The sequence below is a fragment of the Streptomyces endophyticus genome, from assembly GCF_035798155.1.
GTDB classification, from domain to species: domain Bacteria; phylum Actinomycetota; class Actinomycetes; order Streptomycetales; family Streptomycetaceae; genus Streptomyces; species Streptomyces endophyticus.
Genome location: NZ_JAOZYC010000155.1, coordinates 35,586 through 52,637 on the forward strand (window position 1 = coordinate 35,586; position 17,052 = coordinate 52,637).

Sequence of the window (17,052 nt, forward strand, 5' to 3'; positions counted from 1 at the left end):
AGCCGGATGCGCCAACGGTGTCTCCGACAGGAATCCCACAGAAGGGCCCACCCGCGTGAACCCCACCGATGCCGCCGAGATCTGCCGCCTGTCCGCCACCGAGAGCGCGGCGCTGATCCGGTCGCGCGAGTTGTCCCCCGTCGAGGTCACGGACGCGGTGCTCGACCGGATCGACGCCGTGGACGGGAGGCTCGGCGCGTTCTGCACCCCCACGCCCGAGCTCGCCCGTGCGGCGGCCCGGCGGATCGCGGACGACATCGCCGCGGGCCGCGACACGGGCCCGCTGGCCGGCGTCCCCCTCGGCGTCAAGGACCTGATCTCCACCAAGGGCATCCGTACGACCTCGGGCTCGCACGCGTACGCGGACTTCGTGCCGGACGAGGACGACATCGTGGTGGAGCGGTCGGTGGCGGCGGGCGCCGTCGTCCTCGGCAAGACCAACGCCACCGAGTTCGGCTACAGCGCGACCGGGCACAACCCGCTGTTTCCGGTGACCCGCAACCCCTGGGACCTCGCCCTGACCCCGGGTGGCTCCAGCGCCGGTTCGGCGACGGCCGTCGCGGCGGGGCTCGGTCCTGTGGCGCTGGGCAGCGACGGCGGCGGCTCGGTCCGCATCCCGGCGGCGCTGTGCGGGATCTTCGGGTTCAAGGCGTCGATGGGGCGGGTGCCGGTGTATCCGGGGTGCCGCGACGAGCGCTACCCGGGGGTGTCGGGCTGGGAGTCGGTCGAGCACATCGGCCCGCTGACCCGCACCGTCGCCGACGCCGCGCTGATGCTCTCGGTGCTCGCCGGGCCCGACCCGCGCGACCGGCACTCCATCCCGTGCGCGGACGTGGACTGGACCCGGCGCCGCCCGGCCGGCGCGCTGCGCATCGCCTACAGCCCGGACCTGGGCCGGGTCGCCGTCGACCCCGAGGTGCGCCGGGTGACGGAGGACGCGGCGCGGATCTTCGAGAAGGACCTGGGCGCCGAGGTCGACCTGATCGACCTCGAACTCCCCGATTTCAGCGCGGCGTTCGGTGCGATCATCGCCGCGGAGACCGATCTGACGGGCATGCGGGCCATGGCGGACCGGCTCGGGCCCGACATGTCGCCGCACCTGGCGGCGCTCGTGCGCGCCCCGTGGACGGCCGAGCAGTTCACCGACGCCAACCTGGTGCGCAAGGCGGTCGTGAACCGGGTGGCCCGGCTGATGTCGACGTACGACTTGATCCTCACCCCGACCACCTCCGTCGCGGCGTTCCCCGTCGGGGTGCAGGGCCCGGAGCTGATCGAGGGACGGATGGTGCCCACGGACCACTGGACGTCGTTCACCCCGATCGCCAACCTCACGGGCCTGCCCGCCGCCTCGCTCCCGGCGGGCCGCACGCGCGACGGGCGGCCGGTCGGCGTGCACCTGATCGGCCGGCACCTCGCGGACGGCGCGCTCCTGGACGTGTGCGCTGCCTACGAGGAGGCGGCGCCGTGGCGGGACCTGTGGCCGGTGGGCGCCTGACGATCGCGCCTACCGTACGTCCCCGTACTCGCTCAACACCCCGGGCGGAGCAAGCGCGTTGACGTAGTGCGCAGGACCGTGGTCGTCGAAGGAGTACTTGAACGGGAGCGTCCGCGTCAGTGCCAGGCGCGCCGCGAAGAAGGCGAGGGGGGCCACGACCGCCAGGCCGGCGAGGCTGTCCATCTGGGCGTAGGGCAGGGCGGGTTCCACCCGCTCGACCCAGCCGTCCTCGCGGGCGCGGCCCGGGATCGCGCCCATGCGGCGCAGCCGCCGCAGCGGGTTCGTGCCGGTGAGGAGGTCGCCGGGGAAGGCGGCCGCCTCGGCCGCCGCGTCGGCCGCCGCCGTGAACACCGCGTCGACCGCGCGGCGCGGCCTGCGGAAGTGGAACTCGCGGCCGAAGGGGGCGTAGGGGCCGACGGGGCGCGGCGGCAGGGCGGGCACCACGTCGCGGTCGTAGATGTAGCGCAGGAGGCGGTCGCGGAGGATGTGGGTGCCGTTGCTGTCGACGGTGTCCGCGCAGGCGCGCGCCAGGTCGGGGCCGCCGAGCATGGGCTGCCCGAAGGTGTAGACGGCGCGCAGCCGGCGGGCGATGTGGGCGTAGCGGGGCTCGTGGACGAGGGTGACCGCCATCAGGGCCGCCATGGCCGCGCCCAGGCTGTGCCCCGTGATGTAGAGGGCTTCGAGGCCGGGGCCGTGGGTGCCCTTCTCCTCGGGGTCGATGGACTCGCCGCGCACGGCGCGTTCCAGGGCCTGGAGGATGAGGTAGCGGGTGGCGCGCATGTTGCGGTAGAAGCCGGCGTGCACCGCGTACTCGACGCCGTCCAGGTCGACGGCGAGGGTCTCCGGGCGGACGTCGGCGTCGGTGAGGATGCTGATGATGTCCTCGGGCTGTGTGCCCCGGTAGCAGAGGATCGCGATCCGGCGGTCCTCGTCCTGGATCAGGTAGGCGGCGGAGGCGATGTAGAGCGCGTCCACGCGCTGTTCGAAGACGTGGACCCGGTTGCGTTCCAGGCCGAGCCGTGTCGCCATCGTCGCGACGGTGTCCGCGTCGCCGCCCTGCTCGTAGCCGGCGTACGCGTACGCGGCCAGCGTCGCCATGGTGTGCGGAAGCACGCCCGCCGGATCCGGATGTTCCTTGTCCTCCCGGAGCAGGCGCGGCAGTTCGGGGTGGACGGGGAAGGTGGTCCTGCCCGGCTCGACGAACGTGGCCTCCTTGAGGGGGCGCAGGTCGGCGAAGGCGGGTCCGTGCACGATCGTGTGGCGCATGGCACCTCCCGAAGCGAGGCTGTGCAGCACACCATCGGCGCCCGGCAGCGTCAAGGCGTCGTCGATCGGCCATGAGCGGGACCCGCGGGTGAGGCGGGAGAGGGGCGGGCGACGCGCGGGGTGGGTCCACCCCGCACCGACCGGGCCCTGACAGGCGCAAATACCCCTGGGCGTACGGGAGTTCGCACGCGCGTACATGGCGGGAACGGGCGCTGCGGCACGTCCGACGGCGCCGATACGGTCGCTGCCTTCCCCCTCTGTGCCCCGCTACGACCTCGCTACAGGAACTTTCTCCACATATCTCCGACCCACGTATCTCCGACAGGGACGGCAACCGATGGCCGAGAACGAACGTCAGGCTTCTTACAAGCCTGCGCAGTACGAGCGGTACGAGGGCGGCAGTCCCGAGGCCGAGCGCCTCGTGTTCGAACGCCTCGCGCGAGAGATCATGAAGGTTCAGGTCGCGAACCGGCGGGCCAGTGGCGCCCAGGGCTTCGAGCGCGCCTTCCACGCGAAGGCCGCGCTCGGCGTGGAGAACGCCCGCCTGCGGTTCAACGACGACCTTCCGGCCGCGCTGCGCGGCGGCTTCGCGCAGCCCGGCGCCGAGTACCCGGCGACCGTGCGACTCTCCAACGCGAGCGGCATGCGCGGTCCCGACGGGGCGCCGGACCTGCACGGGATCGCCGTGCGCGTGAAGGTGTCCGCCGAGCAGAGCCACGACCTGCTCGCCACCGGATTCCCGGTGTCGCACGCCCGCGACGCCCGCGAGTTCGTGGCGTTCGCCAAGGCGATGGCCGGGGCCCGCAATCCGCTACAGAAGGCGTTCGGCCTGTTCGTGAAGTTGCCGCTCGCCGTCGGCCTCGGCACCGCGAACCGGATGCGCCGCAACGTCCAGGCCGCCACCCGGCACACCGTCAACAGCCTTGCCCGCGAGACCTATTGGAGCCGCGGCGCGATGCTGTGGAGCGAGGCGGGCCCGGTCCGCTTCCTGCTGCGGCCCGCCGTGGGCGGCGGCCCCGAGCCGCGGCCCGACCGCCACGACCCGAACTTCCTGCACCGGGAGCTCGCGCGCCGGCTCTCCCGCGGCGACGTCGCCTTCGACCTGTGCGTGCAGCGCTACGTGGACGAGCGGCGCACCCCCGTCGAGGACGGCTCCGTGGAGTGGAAGGAGGCGATCACCCCGCCGATCCCCGTGGCCCGGCTGACCGTGCCGAGCCAGGACATCACGACGGCCGAGGCCCGCTCGGCGGCCCGGCGGATCGAGGAGCTCTCCTTCAACCCGTGGTACACCACGGACGGGTTCCGCCCGCTGGGCAATCTCAACCGGGCCCGCAAGGCCGCGTACCGGGCGAGCAGCGCGCAGCGGCACGGCACCCGCTTCACCCCGCACGAGCCGCTCAGGAACCGGATCCTGGGCGCGCCCGTCGGCTTCGCCTTCCGCGTCCTGAACCGGTATGTGCCGTGGCACCGGCTGCCGGTGGACCTCAGCCTGCTCAACCTGGTGTTCCTGCGGAAGGTGCTGCGCAGGCTGAATCTGATCGACACCGATGTGCAGGAGGCCCCGCCGAAGGCCGAGCCGGTGCCGGTCCCGGTCGACGAGCGGCTGCGTACGGAGCGCTCCTACGACGGCACGTACAACGACCTGTCCGAGCCGAAGATGGGCGCGGTGGGCGCCGCGTTCGGCCGCAACCTCAAGCCGGTGTTCCGGCCCGACCTGTTCGACACCCCGAACCCGGTGACGGTCAGCCGCAGTCTGCTGGCGCGCGAGAGCTTCGTCCCGGCGACCTCGCTGAACATCCTGGCGGCGGCCTGGATCCAGTTCCAGGTGCACGACTGGGTCAACCACCGCCGCTACAAGGCGGGCGACAGGGCGGTCGAGGTGCCGCTGCCGCCGGGCGGCGGGACGTGGGTCAACACGCCCGGCGGGCCCGAAGAGAGCGTGATGCGGTTCGCCGAGAACGAGGGGATCGAGCTGCCCGGCGACAAGCCGCCGATCCTGTTCGGCAACACCGCCTCGCACTGGTGGGACGGCTCCGAGGTATACGGCGGCGACGAGCAGACCGCGAAGCAGCTGCGCGAACCCGAGGGCGGGGCGCGGCTGTTGCTGGACGGCGGGCACATCCCGATCGACCGGACCGGCATCCCGATCACCGGGTTCAAGGACAACTGGTGGATGGGGCTCAGCTCGATGCACACCCTGTTCGCGCGCGAGCACAACGCGGTGTGCGACGCGCTGCGCGCCGAGTACCCGTCGATGGGCGAGGAGCGGATCTACCACACGGCACGGCTCGTGGTCTCCGCGCTCATCGCGAAGATCCATACGGTGGAGTGGACACCGGCGATCCTCGCGACGAAGGCGATCGACATCGGGCTTCGCACCAACTGGGAGGGCCCGCCCAGGAATTGGCTGAACCAGCTGGGCCTGTGGCTGCTGGAATCGCACTCCCTGACCGGCATCCCGAAGACGATGCCGGACCACCACGGCGCCCCGTACTCGCTGACCGAGGACTTCGTCACGGTCTACCGGATGCACCCGCTGATCCCCGACGACTACGAGCTGCGCGAGCACCGTTTCGGGCAGCGCCTCGAAACGCTCGGCTTCAACGACATCCAGGGCGCGGCCGCCGAGAGCCAGATCCGCAAGACGGGTCTGGCGGACACCCTCTACTCGTTCGGCATCGCGCATCCCGGCGCGATCACGCTGCACAACTACCCGAAGTCGCTGACGCACTTCCAGCGCGAGGGCGAGATCATCGACCTGTCGGTGGTCGACCTGGTGCGCACCCGCAGGCGCGGCGTGCCGCGCTACAACGACTTCCGTGCGGGCCTGCACAAGGAGCGCATCCGCCGCTTCGAGGACCTCACGCAGGAGCCGGAGACGCTGGCACGCCTCAAGGAGGTGTACCGGGACGTCGACGAGATCGACACGGTCGTCGGCCTGTTCGCGGAGAACCCGCCCACCGGCTTCGGCTTCTCCGACACCGCGTTCCGCATCTTCATCCTGATGGCGACGCGGCGGTTGCAGAGCGACCGCTTCCTCACCGTCGACTACCGCCCGGAGATCTACACGCCGCTCGGCATGGACTGGGTGGAGAAGGGCGGCATGAAGTCCGTGATCCTGCGGCACTGCCCGGACCTCGCGAGCCTGCTGCCGCGCGACGCGAGCGCGTTCGCGCCGTGGCGTCCGGTGCCGCCGGCCGAGAACGGCGGCGAGCATGGCTGACACCTCATCGGGTCACCAGGGTCTCGACGACCTGCTCGCGCGCCCGCTCCTGAAGACGATCTGGCGCCGCCGCACCCACCGGGTATCCCGCGGCGCGTCGGTGCCGGCCGGGTCCATGAGCTACAGCTCGAAGCACGAGCCGCAGCCGCTGAGCGAGCTGGAGGAGGCACTGCTCATCGCCGTCACCGGCTCGACGGGTCTGACGATGCCGGACCGCCCCTTCGAGGACCCGCGCGACGGCAAGCCCATCATGTCCAAGCCGAACCTGACCATGACGGGCCGCACGGCCGGCAGTCCCGACAACGCGCAGGGCACGTACTTCTTCCTGATCAACGACAGCGGTACGTACTTCCTGCGCAAGCTGCCGCCGGCGCCGCACGAGCCGTTCACGGCTGAGGCGCTGGTCGAACGGGCCCGGCAGTCGAAGGTGAAGGTCCTCGACCACCGCCTGGACGTCGCCGAGGGGCTGCGCGACTTCCCGGCGTATCTGGACTCGAACCGCTTCCTGTCGAACCTGCCGGGGACGACCGTCCTGTTCCCGGTCGTCGACCTCTCGCACCAGTACATCAACGCCCTGATGTACCTGCTCACGCAGCCGGACGGGGCACGCCCGACGCTCGTTGACGACCGCAATCTGTACCGGCCGGCAGGCGTGAAGAAGTGGCTGGACAACGGGTTCCTCAACAAGGACCTGAAGCTGCCACTGGGCGCGCTCGGCCCGATGCGCACGCAGATCGAGGCGGACCTGCTCCTGCAGACGGTGATGCTGACGGCGGAGGCGATGGGGCTCGGCGCGTGGATCCACGCGTCACTCAATCCACCGATCGCCCTCGGCGACCCCAAGTTCACGAAGACGTACGGGAGGATGCTCGGCTTCACGTTCGTCACGCCGCGCTGGCGCCTCGCCGACCTGTGGCGCTGGCACGTCCCGCTGCCCAAGTACGCCAACCTGCGCTCGCACCCGGTGGGCCTGGCCGACCCGGCGACCGGTGAACCGCTGATCGCCGCCGCCTGCCCGCCCGCGCACGCCTCGATGTCGGACGCGGTCGACGCCATCGTCGACGCCAAGTTCGGCACCGGCGGCACGTACGGCGACAAGGACGTCTTCGCGCGCATCTACAAGGAGGACTACGGCCAGCGCTATCTCGCCGAGGCCAGCGAGTACGACGAGCGCGTCATCGAGTGCGCCCGCGACATCTGCACGTACATCCTGGCCACGCACCGCCGCTTCCCCGCGCACACGGACGCCATCCATGTGCCGGGGGTCTGGCTGCAGGCGCACCACGTGGAGGGCGAGTACTACGAGCGCTTCTTCGCGAACGGGCTCACCGACGCGCACCGCGCGCACGACACGCTCTGGGACGGGGAGCCGATGAGTTGAGCCGGTCCGGGCGGTCTTCCTCTGTACGCTCACGCGGACGACGCCACCGCACCCGTATGCATGGGAGGACCGCCCGATGACCGAGAGCACCGGCCTGACCGACGTCCTGACGCCACACGTGTCGAAGGGGCCCGTGCCGGGGGCCGTCGGGCTCGTGGCCCGCGGCGACCGGGTCGAGGTGGCCGCCGTCGGCCACACCGACACCGAGGGCGGGACGCCGATGGCCCGCGACTCGATCTTCCGGATCGCGTCGATCACCAAGCCGATCGTGGCGGCGGCCCTCATGACGCTCGTCGAGGAGGGCCGCATCGCCCTGGACTCGCCGATCTCGCACTGGCTTCCCGAGCTCGCCGCGCCGAACGTGGTGCGCGATCCGGCGGGCCCGATAGAGGACGTGGTCCCGGCGGCCCGCCCGATCACGGTGGAGGACCTGCTGACCTTCCGGGCGGGCTGGGGGTTCCCTTCGGACTTCTCGCTCCCGGCCGTGCAGCCGCTGTTCGCGCTGATGGACCCGCACCACCCGCAGCGGGTGCCCGAGCCGGACACCTGGCTGGCCTCGCTCGCCGGGGTGCCGCTGCTGCACCAGCCCGGCGAGTTCTGGCTCTACAACGCGTGCTCGGACATCCAGGGCGTGCTGATCTCACGGATGACGAGCGACTCGCTGCCGGACTTCCTCGCCGAGCGGATCTTCGAGCCGCTCGGCATGGTGGACACCGCCTTCGAGGTCCCCGCCGCCAAGCGCGACCGCTTCACCAGCTCCTACGTGCCCACGGCCGACGGCGGCGCCGAACTCGTCGACACTCCGGACGGCCAGTGGAGCGGTCTGCCCGCGTTCCCCTCCGGCGCGGGCGGACTCGCCTCCACGGCCGACGACTGGCTGGCGTTCGCGCGGATGCTGCTCGCCGGCGGCGGGTCCGTGCTCTCCACCGACTCGGTGCGGCTGATGACCACGGACCATCTGAGCGCCGAACAGCGCGCCGCGAGCGGCCTGTTCACGGAGGGCGAGGGCTGGGGCTTCGGCGGCTCCGTCGACGTCACCCGCACCCACCCCTACAACGTGCCGGGCCGCTACGGCTGGGTGGGTGGCACGGGGACGTCCGCCCACCTCACCCCGGCGACCGGGACGGTGTCGGTCCTGATGACCCAGCTCGGGATGGGCGGGCCGACACCGCCGCAGATCATGCGGGACTTCTGGACGTACGCGGCGTCCTGAGCGCCTTCCGGTTCACTGCTCTCCGGACAGGATCGGCAGCAGCAGCGAGGCCGACCAGCTGAAGTTCGGCGAGTTGAGCGGGTCGCCGGTCAGCGGGTCGTAGTTCTCCTGGATCGGGCGGTCACCGGTGAGCCCCTTGGCGCCCGCGAGGAGCTTGCCGGTGAGCTCGTCGGCGTCCTTGTTGTAGCCGTAGCGGCGCAGTCCGCTCAGCGCGACGTAGGCGTGGTCGAACCAGACGGGCCCGCGCCAGTAGGCCTTCGAGTCGAAGTACGGGGACGCCTTCGACACGGTCGGGAACGGCACGTGGGTGGCGAACTCACCCGGGTCGGTGAGGCGTTGGCGCACGTGCGCGGCCTGCTCCTTGGTGGCCGCGCCGGTCCACAGCGGGACGGCGCCCTCGATGCCGCGGCCGCGGTCGGTGAGCGGCGCCCCGTTCTTCAGGGCGATGTCGTGGAACCAGCCGTCGGCCGGGTCGTACATCTTCGAGCGCACGGCGGCGTTCGTGGCCCCGGACTTCTCGCGCCACTTCGCGGCCTCGTCCGGGCGGCCGATCGCGTCGGCGATGCGCGCCAAGTAGGCCTGGTCCTGGGCGAGATAGGCGTTGAGGTCGACGGACTCCTGGTCGAGCGAGTAGCCGAGGAGCGCCCCGTCGGCGGCGCGGTTGGCGACGACGGAGGTGCCGAGCTTGGCGTCGAAGCGCGGCGCGTTGTCCAGGCCGCTCTCCCAGGCGGCGGCGAGGCGGCGCTCCTCGGTCGAGTCGTTGGCGGGGTCGACGGTGGCGCCGTACTCGGCGAGGCCGTCGTGGTCGTGGTCCCGGTTGCGGTACCACCAGGCCTGGTAGGCGGCGAGCTTCGGATACAGCTCGCGCAGGAAGGACCGGTCGCCGCTCTTGCGGTACACCTCCCACACGGACCAACTGGCCATCGAGGGCTTGGAGTTGCGTTCGTTCCAGTTGCCGCCGCCGCGCGCGGGGTCGTTGTAGAAGACGGCGTCGGGAACCATGCCCGCGTCCTGCGGGCGGGTCTTCGACGCGGCGGTGATCTGCCAGTCGAACATGGCCCGGATCTGCGACTCGGCGAGCTCCGGGGCGAAGCGGGCGGTGCCCACGGCCTGCTTCCAGCTGTCCCATGCCCACAGCCCGCCGGTGAACCACTTGTACGAGATGGAGGGCGTCACGCCGTCGTGCTTGATCTGCCCGGCCGCGGAGCGCCAGTTGGTGACGAGGGTCTCCAGGGACTTCACGGCGGTGCGGCGCCGCTCGGCGGGCACCCCGCGCGTGACCCCGGCGACGTAGCCGCGCCAACGGGCGTCGCCGGCGGTGGCGTACGCCTGCGGGGCGGCCAGCACGGCACGCGCCCGGCGGGCCTCGCGGCCGCGCTCGGCGGCGGTGAACGTGTAGGACTCGGTCCAGTCGAAGTGGTGCGCGGCGCCGGGCGCGAGGGTGACCGGGGAGGCGGCCTCGGTCCGGTAGCCGTCACCGTCGACGGTCGTCCGCACGGGCTCCTTGTGCGTGACCTCGAAGCGCTCGGTGCCGTCGGTGAGGTAGTCCCACTTCTCGCGCACCTTGGCGAAGTCGACGCCGACGCCGGCTTCGGTGGACTTCAGGGAGGGCGCGTCGCGCATGGGCGCCTTCTCGGGCCGCAGCAGACTGCCGCTCCAGCCGGCGCCGAGCGTGCGGGCGGCCGAGCCGGTGTTGCGCACCTCCGCGCGCACCAGGGCCGTCCGGTTGGTGGCGAACCGCAGTTCGAGGGTGAGGCTGAGGCCGCGCCCGAGGTCGTACGACTGGACCAGGCGCCCCGGCTGCGAGGTGAAGCGGGGCGTGCCACCGGCGGCGAGGTCGAGGGTGCGGCCGCCCTCGGTGAGCCGCATCCGACTGAAGGACTTGCTCAGCCACCACGGGTACTCCTGCGCGATGTGCAGCGGCCCGCTGAACCCGCCGTACGCGGCACGGTCCCCGGCCTTCGGCAGGGCGTAGGAGTGCCAGGCCCCGCGGTCCGAGAAGGTGCTGATGGGGTTGTTGTCCTCGTCGTCCCCCGGCAGCGCGGCCTTCGGGGTGCCGTGCAGGTCGAGCACGTCGGCGTAGTCGGTGGCGGTGCGCGGCACGGCCGAGGCGGGCGGCGCGGCGAGGCTCGCGCCGCCGACGAGCAGGAGGGCGGCGAGGGCGGTGCGGGTGGGGCGGTGTGGGGGCCGGTGGGCGGTCACGGGGCGGCGTCTCCTGTTGACATGAACCTGTGCGAGCGGGATCTTCAACCCTGACTCTGTGCGCAATCCTGCACGTGCGCAAGGAGTTTCAAGCACAAGTAAACAACGGCTGGTCGTTCTGAGCGGAGACGTACCTCATGCGAAGACTGCACCGTAGGCAACCCCACCGAAGAGCCCGCGCCCTGGCCGCCTGGACCACCGCGGCCCTCGCGGCGGCGCTCCTCGCCGCCCCCGCGCACCAGGCGGGCGCGGCCACCCCGGGCAGCGGCGTGCTCGACGCCGACCACAAGAGCGTCACCTGGCAGAGCCCCACCTATCCGTCCGGCACCGTCGACGACCCGAAGAAGTGCCCGGCGCCCGCCGACGACCCGGACGGGAAGACCTGCGACCGCTTCGACCTCAAGGTGTCGGTCCCCAACGGGTATTGGAGCGACAACCCCGAGGGCGGCGTGCCGGTCTCGATCGAGTGGGCGAAGCAGCCCAAGGACGACTTCGACATGTACGTCTACGACGACGCCGGCAAGCAGGTGGCGTCGAGCGCGGGCACCGCCGACCCCGAGGCGACCGTCATCCCGAGGGCGGACGGCACGTACCACGTGGTGGTCGTCCCGTACGACGTGCACGACAACTCCTTCGTCGGCAAGGCCTACCTGCCCGAGACCACGGACGCCGGGAACCTCACCTCCTTCAAGGGCGACGACGGCAGCTACACGGTCGCCGCCGGGGATCTGAAGGCGAAGGCCGACTTCCTCAAGGGCGGCGGGCTCCGCCTTCAGGCCGACCCGTCGGGCGACTTCAGCGACCCGGCCGGCTCGCAGATCGTGCGCAAGCAGCCCGCCGCCGACACGCGTACGACGTCGTTCGACGCGGGCGCCTACTACGGCATCCGGTCCGCCGGCGCCGTCCTGCGCGTCTACAAGAAGCCGCTGCGCTTCGGCCTCTACAAGGCGGACGACAAGACGCGGATCTGGCAGGAGGACCGTCCGCTGCGCTGGTCCACCGGCGGGATGCGGCAGAGCCTGGAGCGCGGAGCCGACGAGCAGTTCTTCGGCGGCGGCGAACAGAACGGCAGCTTCTCGCACCGCGACAAGACCGTCTACGTCGCCAACAACACCGACTGGAACGAGGGCGGCTACCCCAACTCCCAGCCGTTCTACCTCTCTTCGGCCGGCTATGGCGTCTACCGGAACACGTTCGCGCCCGGCGTCTACGACTTCGGCCCCTCGGTCCACACCGGCCAGCAGGAACGCCGCCTGGACGCCTACTACTTCGTCGGCGACGCCAAGCGGGTCATCGGCGCGTACACGGGCCTGGTCGGCAAGCCGTTCATGCCGCCGGTCTACGGCCTCGAACCCGGCGACGCCGACTGCTATCTGCACAACGCGAACCAGGGCGAGCGCCACACCCTCGACTCCCTGAAGATCGCCGACGGCTACGTCGACAACCAGCTGCCGCTCGGCTGGATGCTGGTCAACGACGGCTACGGCTGCGGGTACGAGAACCTCGCCGAGACCGCCAAGGGCCTCCAGGACCACGGCGCCGAACTCGGCCTGTGGACGCAGGACGGCATCGACAAGCTCGCCGAACAGGTGAAGGCCGGCCAGCGCGTCGCCAAGCTGGACGTCGCCTGGGTCGGCAACGGCTACGGCATGGCCCTCGACGCCTGCGACAAGGCCAAGGCCGGCATCGAGGACAACAGCGACGCCCGAGGCTTCGTCTGGATGCCGGTGTCCTGGGCGGGCGCCCAGCGCTGCGCCGTCCTGTGGTCGGGCGACCAGAAACTGTCCTGGGACTTCATCCGCTGGCAGATCCCGACGTACGCGGGCGCCACGATGTCCGGCATCGCGTACAACACCGGTGACATCGGCTCGATCTACTCGCACGACGCGAAGATGTACGCGCGTGATCTGCAGGCCAAGACGTTCCTTCCGGCCGTCATGACGATGGACGGCTGGGCGAAGGACATCACCACCGGCAAGAAGATCAACCAGCAGCCGTGGGTGGACGGCGAGCCGTACACCTCCATCAACCGCAAGTACCTGCAACTGCGCGAGCGCCTCATGCCGTACCTCTACACGCTCGCCAAGCAGGCCTCGGACACCGGCGTCGGCGGCGTACGGCCGCTGTGGCTGGAGTACCCGAAGGACGCCAACACCCTTGACGCGCAGGCCAAGTACGAGTACCTGGCGGGCGACGACTTCCTCGTTGCCCCGGTCTACAAGGACTCGGACACCCGTGACGGCATCTATCTGCCGAAGGGCACGTGGACGGACTACTGGACGGGCAAGCAGTACAAGGGCCCGACCACCATCGACGGCTACCACGCGCCGATCGACACCCTCCCGCTCTTCGTGAAGTCCGGCGCCATCGTGCCGATGTGGCCCAAGGGCACCACGTCGTGGAAGAACCGCGACAAGGGCCAACTCGGTTATGACGTCTACGCGTCGGAGCCGGGCCACAACGCGTACACCCTCTACGAGGACGACGGGGTGACCCGCAAGTTCAAGGAGGGCGCGTCGGCCACGCAGCGCGTGACCGTCGACACCGGCAAGCATGGCTCGGTCATCAACGTCGGTGCGAGCAAGGGCAGTTACGCGGGCAAGGCGAGTGAGCGCGCGTACACCTTCACGGTGCACGGGGCCGCGGCCCCGGATCGGGTGACACTGGACGGGCGCGCCCTGTCCGCGACCTCGTGGTCGTACGACGAGAAGACGGGGGTGACGACAGTGCGCACGCCATCGCTGTCGACGTCGCGCGCGTTCGAGCTGCGGCTCGGTTGAGAGTCTGTCCCTGAGGGGTGGGCGGGGTGCCTCCTGTCGCCCTGCCCACCCCTCAAAGACAGGGCATGCGCGAACGCCTTCCCTGCGTGGCGACAAGTACGGGGTGAGACCGCCGAGCGGTGGTCGCCAGGGAGGTGCCGTGGCCACGGAAGTGGAGAACGGGCAGGACGATGCCGCGCTGCTCACCGCAGCAGCGCGGGGTTCGGGTGGGTTCGAGGCTTTGGTGGGACGCCACGCGGCGGCACTGCACGGCTATTTCGCACGCCGCGCGCCTCGTGCGGCCGACGATCTGCTGGCCGAGGTATGGCTCCAGGCGTACACGGCCCGGCACGCCTACGACCCGGCACGCGGGCCGGTCAGGGCGTGGCTGTTCGGGGTCGCCAGGAACGTGCTGTCGGCGCACTGGCGGCGCCTCGCGCAGGAGTCGCGCGGCGCTCCGGGTGAGGGCGCGCACGGTGATCCGTGGGAGGCGGTGGACAACCGTCTGGACGCCTCGGCGCTGGCTCCCGCGTTGCGGCGGGTCCTGAGCGAACTACCGGAGGTGGAGCGCGAGTTGCTGCTCCTGGTGGCGTGGGAGCAGCTCTCACCGACAGAGGCCGCCGGCGCGCTGGGGATCCCCGCAGGCACGGCACGCTCGCGACTGCACCGGGCGCGGGCCCGGCTCCGGGAAAGCGCGGCGCTCGCCTCGGCAGGCGCCCCCGGACTCAGCGGCCCCACCGTCCCGACCAGCCCGACCAGCCCGACCAGCCCGACCAGCCCGACCAGCCCGACCGGTCGATCATCTTCTGAACACCCGACAGGAGAACAGGCATGAACAACGTCCCCGACAGCAAGCGAGAGACGGCCGACGCGCTGGACTTTCCCGGCGCCGATGCGCTGGTCGCCGCGGGCCGGGTCACGCCGCCCGGAGCGGACGCGGTACGGGCGGCGCGCCTGGCCGTGGCGCAGGCCGCCCTGGCGGACCGGCCGGATCTGCGTGAGCTCGCCACAGGCCCTGAGTCCGAGGCCGCCGCGCCGCGTTGGCGTCGGCGCAGGCTGCTCGTCACGGCCGCGGCGGTGCTCGCCCTGGCGGTGGGCGGGGCCGCGTACCCGGTACTCGGGGGCGATCCGGCCGCCGACGCCTCGGCCGCGTCGTTCCTCTCGGACGTCGCCGAAGCCGCTGCGCACGGGCCCACGTCCACGGCCCCGTATTGGAAGGTCCGCATGGAGGTGGTCAACCAGGACGACGGGCGGCGCAAGAACACCACGTACGTCGATCGCGCCGGACGGATCTGGTCGGTGGGGCCCGGCGGCTCCGTCCAGCGGCCCGGACCGAAGCTGATGCGCTGGCGCGTGGGCGAACGGCAGCTGACATGGCCACAGTTGGGCACGCTGCCCGCCGACCCGGACGCACTGGCCGCCCGCCTGGGCCCGGACGCGTTCGACCAGGCTGTGGTGCTCCTGGAGGGCGCTCCGGTGCGTCCGGCGGTACGGGCCGCCCTGTTCGAGATCCTCGCCGCGCAGGACGGCGTCGAGCTGATCGGCCAGGTCGAGGACAGTCAGGGCCGCGCGGGAACGGCGGTGGAATACACCACCGCGCCTTCGGAGTTCACCGGCAAGCGGACCACGATCCGGCTCGTGATCGCACCGAAGTCGGGCGAGCTCCTGGAGTCCGCGAGCCGGACGAAGGGGCGCCCCGACGAACGCACAACCTTCCTGGAGGTCGGCCCCGCGCAGCACGTCGGCTGAGTCCGGCCCGGGGCGGCTCCCTGGCCGGGAGCCGCCCCGACTCCCCTCCTGTCTACGTCAGTCCACCCGCTCCGACTCGTGCCACCCCGAGTGCAGCGCCCGGTACTCCTCCGGCGTCACCTTCGGCACGTAGGTTCCCGGGCCGAACATCGCCTTGGCGAGGCGCGCCCGCATCCGCTGCCGGACGGTGAACTTCCGTTCCACCCCGTTCGCGTCGACCCGCGGCCCCAACTCGTAGGCGGCGGGCTGCTCGTGCTGGTTGAGGGTGTACAGCTCGGCGCGCGTGAGCGGCTCGTGGACCTCGATGAACTCGCCGTGCGGCAGCCGCCTGATCGTGCCGGACTCGCGGCCGTGCAGCGCTTTGTCGCGGTCGCGGTGCTGCAGGCCCTGACAGATCCGCTTGGTGACGACGAACGCGAGGACGGGTGCCACGAAGAAGCTGATGCGCACGAACCAGGTGATGGCGTTGATCGACAGGTGCAGTTTCGTCGCGACGATGTCATTGCCGCCGCCGATCAGCAGCACCGCGTACAGCGACAGCCAGGCCACGCCGATGCCGGTCCTGACCGGCTTGTTGCGCGGGCGGTCCGCCACGTGGTGCTCGCGCTTGTCGCCCGTGATCCAGGACTCCAGGAACGGGTACACCGCCATGAAGGACAGGATCAGCGGGAACAGCGTGAACGGGATGAAGACGCCCAGTTGCAGCGTGTGGCCCCAGGCGTTGATCTCCCACGCGGGCATCACGCGGATCAGGCCCTCGGAGAAGCCGAGGTACCAGTCGGGCTGCGCGCCCGTCGTGACGAGATCCGTTCTGTAGGGCCCGAAGGCCCACACCGGGTTGATGGTCGCCACCGCGCCGAGGATCGCGAGCACCCCGAAGACGAGGAAGAAGAAGCCGCCGGCCTTCGCCACGTAGATGGGGAAGAAGGGCGCCCCTATGACCTTCTTCTCGCTGCGTCCCGGGCCCGCGAACTGGGTGTGCTTGTGGTAGAAGACCAGGATCAGATGGAGCGCCACCAGGCCCAGCATGATGCCCGGCAACAGCAGGATGTGGATCGGATAGAGCCGGGCGATGAAGTCGTCGCCGGGGAACTCGCCGCCGAACAGGAACATCGCCAGGTACGTGCCCACGATCGGCACCGAGAGCACGGCGCCCTGCGCGAACTTCAGGCCGGTGCCGGACAGCAGGTCGTCGGGGAGCGAGTAACCGGTCAGGCCGGTGACGATGCCGAGGAACAACAGGGTCCAGCCGAACACCCAGTTGAGCTCGCGCGGCTTGCGGAACGCGCCGGTGAAGAAGACGCGCATCATGTGCACCGTCATGCCGGCGACGAAGACGAGCGCCGCCCAGTGGTGGATCTGGCGGATGAGGAGCCCGCCGCGCACTTCGAAGCTGATGTGCACCGTCGACTCGTACGCCTGGGTCATCCTGATGCCCTTGAGCGGTACGTACGCGCCGTCGTAGATGACTTCCTGGGTGCTGGGGTCGAAGAAGAAGGTCAGATAGACGCCGGTCAGGATGAGGATGATGAAGCTGTAGAGGCAGATCTCGCCGAGCATGAAGGACCAGTGGTCCGGAAAGACCTTCCGCATCTGGGACTTGGCGAGTTGATAGAGCCCGAGCCGGCCGTCCGCCCAGTCGGCGAGGCGTTCACCGGAACCCGGGGGGTCAGGGCGGCGCCCGTCACCCGGGATGCGCTCGCTGTCATCGCTCATGCGACTCCCCCTCAGGGCCGTTGAGGCTCTCGTCAGGGTAGAGCGCGC

General features: G+C 71.0%; 10 protein-coding genes. 7 read left to right on the top strand and 3 right to left on the bottom strand.

The window, feature by feature from the left end; genetic code table 11:
- Positions 1 to 55: 55 nt before the first annotated feature.
- On the top strand, positions 56 to 1,495 hold the full coding sequence (locus OKJ99_RS31540; protein ID WP_326021369.1) for an amidase: 1,440 nt from the start codon (positions 56 to 58) through the stop codon (positions 1,493 to 1,495).
- A 9-nt stretch (positions 1,496 to 1,504) separates the two neighbouring features.
- Here OKJ99_RS31540 and OKJ99_RS31545 read toward each other — a convergent pair whose 3' ends face one another.
- Positions 1,505 to 2,761, bottom strand: coding sequence for a lipase family protein (locus OKJ99_RS31545; protein ID WP_326021370.1), 1,257 nt, complete (start codon positions 2,759 to 2,761; stop codon positions 1,505 to 1,507).
- Positions 2,762 to 3,098: 337 nt separating this feature from the next.
- On the opposite strand from OKJ99_RS31545, the gene OKJ99_RS31550 reads away from it, so the two are divergent.
- From OKJ99_RS31550 to OKJ99_RS31560, 3 genes are all read left to right on the top strand, one after another.
- Complete coding sequence (locus OKJ99_RS31550; protein ID WP_326021371.1) at positions 3,099 to 5,984, top strand: peroxidase family protein; 2,886 nt, start codon at positions 3,099 to 3,101, stop codon at positions 5,982 to 5,984.
- Complete coding sequence (locus tag OKJ99_RS31555) at positions 5,977 to 7,365, top strand: hypothetical protein (protein WP_326021372.1); 1,389 nt, start codon at positions 5,977 to 5,979, stop codon at positions 7,363 to 7,365. Before OKJ99_RS31550 ends, OKJ99_RS31555 begins: the two co-directional genes overlap by 8 nt.
- Positions 7,366 to 7,441: 76 nt before the next feature.
- Positions 7,442 to 8,578: a serine hydrolase domain-containing protein gene (locus tag OKJ99_RS31560; protein WP_326021373.1), complete on the top strand. Its 1,137-nt coding sequence runs from the start codon at positions 7,442 to 7,444 to the stop codon at positions 8,576 to 8,578.
- Between the two features lie 12 nt (positions 8,579 to 8,590).
- Here OKJ99_RS31560 and OKJ99_RS31565 read toward each other — a convergent pair whose 3' ends face one another.
- Positions 8,591 to 10,780: an MGH1-like glycoside hydrolase domain-containing protein gene (locus tag OKJ99_RS31565; protein ID WP_326021374.1), complete on the bottom strand. Its 2,190-nt coding sequence runs from the start codon at positions 10,778 to 10,780 to the stop codon at positions 8,591 to 8,593.
- Positions 10,781 to 10,917: 137 nt separating this feature from the next.
- Here OKJ99_RS31565 and OKJ99_RS31570 point away from each other — a divergent pair, with 137 nt between their 5' ends.
- From OKJ99_RS31570 to OKJ99_RS31580, 3 genes are all read left to right on the top strand, one after another.
- Positions 10,918 to 13,560 carry a glycoside hydrolase family 31 protein gene (locus OKJ99_RS31570; protein WP_326021376.1) on the top strand — a complete coding sequence of 881 codons (2,643 nt, stop codon included), beginning with the start codon at positions 10,918 to 10,920 and terminating at the stop codon, positions 13,558 to 13,560.
- Between the two features lie 139 nt (positions 13,561 to 13,699).
- The gene (locus tag OKJ99_RS31575; RefSeq protein ID WP_326021377.1) at positions 13,700 to 14,374 is read left to right on the top strand and encodes an RNA polymerase sigma factor; all 675 of its coding nucleotides are present in this window, start codon (positions 13,700 to 13,702) and stop codon (positions 14,372 to 14,374) included.
- Positions 14,371 to 15,288: a hypothetical protein gene (locus OKJ99_RS31580; RefSeq protein WP_326021378.1), complete on the top strand. Its 918-nt coding sequence runs from the start codon at positions 14,371 to 14,373 to the stop codon at positions 15,286 to 15,288. The genes OKJ99_RS31575 and OKJ99_RS31580 overlap by 4 nt, the downstream gene beginning before the upstream one ends.
- Before the next feature lie 57 nt (positions 15,289 to 15,345).
- On the opposite strand, the gene qcrB is transcribed toward OKJ99_RS31580, so the two are convergent.
- The gene (qcrB, locus tag OKJ99_RS31585; RefSeq protein ID WP_326021379.1) at positions 15,346 to 17,004 is read right to left on the bottom strand and encodes a cytochrome bc1 complex cytochrome b subunit; all 1,659 of its coding nucleotides are present in this window, start codon (positions 17,002 to 17,004) and stop codon (positions 15,346 to 15,348) included.
- Positions 17,005 to 17,052: the final 48 nt, after the last annotated feature.

Bases quoted from the DNA above. Each gene is read 5' to 3' on its own strand.
- OKJ99_RS31555 (WP_326021372.1), top strand. From the start codon at position 5,977: ATGGCTGACACCTCATCGGGTCACCAGGGTCTCGACGACCTGCTCGCG.
- OKJ99_RS31560 (WP_326021373.1), top strand. From the start codon at position 7,442: ATGACCGAGAGCACCGGCCTGACCGACGTCCTGACGCCACACGTGTCG.
- OKJ99_RS31570 (WP_326021376.1), top strand. From the start codon at position 10,918: ATGCGAAGACTGCACCGTAGGCAACCCCACCGAAGAGCCCGCGCCCTG.
- OKJ99_RS31550 (WP_326021371.1), top strand. From the start codon at position 3,099: ATGGCCGAGAACGAACGTCAGGCTTCTTACAAGCCTGCGCAGTACGAG.
- OKJ99_RS31545 (WP_326021370.1), bottom strand. From the start codon at position 2,761: ATGCGCCACACGATCGTGCACGGACCCGCCTTCGCCGACCTGCGCCCC.
- qcrB (WP_326021379.1), bottom strand. From the start codon at position 17,004: ATGAGCGATGACAGCGAGCGCATCCCGGGTGACGGGCGCCGCCCTGAC.
- OKJ99_RS31580 (WP_326021378.1), top strand. From the start codon at position 14,371: ATGAACAACGTCCCCGACAGCAAGCGAGAGACGGCCGACGCGCTGGAC.